The organism is Streptomyces sp. SID10853 (genome assembly GCF_010548145.1).
Taxonomy (GTDB): Bacteria; Actinomycetota; Actinomycetes; order Streptomycetales; family Streptomycetaceae; genus Streptomyces.
Genome location: NZ_JAAGLN010000446.1, coordinates 1 through 2,227 on the forward strand (window position 1 = coordinate 1; position 2,227 = coordinate 2,227).

The window sequence follows — 2,227 nt, forward strand, 5'->3', positions numbered from 1 at the left end:
CGGCCGGACCCGCTGGGCGCTTCGGCGGCCGGTGTCCTCGCCGGTCGTGGCGGGGCACAGGACGCGCATCTGGTCCTCGGCGCGCTGCGCGAGACCGTCCGGGCCGACGGCCCCGACGCGACCCTGCTCTGGACCCTTGTCGACGGGGCCGGCCGGCTCGGCATCGCCTGTGCGGCGCCGGTCCTGCGCCATGTGTACCGCGAGACGGCCTCCTCCCATCTGCGCGGCAGCGCGGCCCGCGCACTCGCCGCCACCGACCCCTCGTTCGGGGCCGGGTTCGCCGTCGAATGCCTGTGGGACTGCGAGGAGAGCACCCGGGAGGTGGCCGCCCTGCACGCCGCGACCGGCGACACACGGGTGGTCGACCGGCTGCGGCGGCTGGCCGCCGATCCCGCGGAGGAGGCCGAGGTGCAGACCGCGGTCCGCAACCGGATCGACACCGAGGGAACCGCGGTCTGACACGGCCGGCCGAGCGCCTGACGAGTGCTTTATGAGTGCTTGGGTGCCGGAGACCGTGACAGGTCCGCGGACGCGGCGGCCGGATCAGTGGGGCTGCGGACCCGGGACGCCGGGCCCCGGGCGGCCGTGTACGGGAACGAATACCACCGGAGTCCCCGGTACGGCCTGCGCCGCGGCTCCGAGCCGGTCAGCGGGGACGACGCCGATCACCGGATAGCCCCCGGTCACCGGATGATCGGCGAGGAAGAGCACCGGCAGTCCGTCGGGCGGCACCTGCACCGCGCCCAGGACCATTCCCTCGCTGGGGAGTTCGGCCCCGTCCGGACGGCCGATGGGCGGTCCATCGGTCCGCATGCCGATGCGGTTGCTCGCGGCCGCCACCCGGTAGACGGCCTCCGGCAGGGCCCGCAGCGCCGCATCCGTGAACAGGTCCGCACGGGGGCCGAGGACGAGCGGCAGCACCAGCTCGGCCGGGGGAGCGGGCAGCGGTACGGCGTCCACCGCGTCCGGCGGTTCGCCCGGGACACCGAGCGGCAGCAACTGCCCCGCGTCCAGCGGCGCGGGGCCAAGACCGGAGAGCAGGTCGGTGGCCCGGCTGCCGAGCACCGGCCGTACGGCGACACCACCGCCGAACGCCACATAGCTGCGCAGCCCCTCGACGGCCCCGCCCACATCGAGCACCGCGCTCGCCGGCAGCCGTACCGGGGCGCCCCAGGCCGCGGGGCTGCCGTCGATCCGTACCGGACAGGGCGCACCGGTCACCGCAGCCGTGACGTCCCTGAGGGCCCGTACCGCGGTGCCGTCGACCGTGGTCTCCAGGGTGGCGGCGTCCGCGGTGTTCCCGGCGAGGAGATTCGCCAGCCGGTGCGCGGCCGGGTCCAGGGCGCCCGAGCGCGGAACTCCGAGATGCGCGTGGCCCGGGCGCCCGAGGTCCTGCACGGTGGTGAGCGCCCCGGCGCGCACGACCTCGAGAGCCTCCGGAAGAACCGGCCTCATGTCTGCTCCTCCGCCGTCTCCGCCACCGGTTCCTCAGAGGTGAACCGCACCCGTACACCGGGGGCCAGCAGCGCCGCCGGGTCGCGGTCCTGGTCCCACAGGACCGCGTCGGTGGTACCGATCAGCTGCCAGCCGCCGGGCGATGCGCGGGGATAGACGCCCGCGTAGGTGTCGGCGAGCGCGACCGAACCGGCGGGCACCGCCGTACGGGGGGTGGTCCGGCGCGGCACCCGGAGCCGGTCGGGGAGACCGGACAGATAGCCGAATCCGGGGACGAACCCACAGAAGGCGACCCGGAACGTGAGCCCGCCCACGATGCCGGGCACGTCCTCCGGCGCGACCTGCCAACAGCGCGCCACCTCCGCCAGATCGGGGCCGTCGTAGCGCACGGCGATCTCGGTCTCCGGGCCACCGGTCACGGCGGACGGCTCCACGGTCCAGGTGGTGAGCCGGCCGGCGAGCTCCAGGGGGCGGGCCAGACCGTCCAGCAGCACCGTCCGGGCGGCGGGCACGATCTCCGTCACCGGGGGAAGGTCCCCGGCCTCGCGCCGGCGCAGCAGCTCCGCGTGGAAGGCTTCCGTCTCCGGAGCCGACCCCAGCTCGACGAGCAGGGCGTGTTCGCCCACCGGCAGCACCCTCACCGGCACGGCCCTCCGGCCGGCCGGTGCGCGCTGCGGCCCGGCCTGGCGCTCATGCGAAGGGCTCCAGGACCACACCGGCGGCGAGCAGCTCACGGCGGACCCGCCGGGCGGTCTCCGCGGCCCCCGGGGTG

At 76.0% G+C, this 2,227-nt stretch carries 2 protein-coding genes and 1 pseudogene; 1 reads left to right on the forward strand and 2 read right to left on the reverse strand.

The annotated features are described in order from the left end of the window. Window positions 1-459 (forward strand): annotated as a pseudogene (locus tag G3I19_RS36140) (HEAT repeat domain-containing protein); the annotation flags it as partial. Between the two features lie 84 nt (window positions 460-543). On the opposite strand, the gene G3I19_RS36145 reads toward G3I19_RS36140, so the two are convergent. Both G3I19_RS36145 and G3I19_RS36150 read right to left on the reverse strand, forming a co-directional pair. Beyond that, window positions 544-1,455, reverse strand: a complete 912-nt coding sequence (locus G3I19_RS36145; protein WP_164267901.1) for a biotin-dependent carboxyltransferase family protein — start codon at window positions 1,453-1,455, stop codon at window positions 544-546. Beyond that, a complete protein-coding gene (locus G3I19_RS36150) occupies window positions 1,452-2,096 on the reverse strand; it encodes an allophanate hydrolase subunit 1 (RefSeq protein ID WP_164267902.1) in 645 nt (214 codons plus the stop codon). Before G3I19_RS36150 ends, G3I19_RS36145 begins: the two co-directional genes overlap by 4 nt. Between the last annotated feature and the right edge of the window lie 131 nt (window positions 2,097-2,227).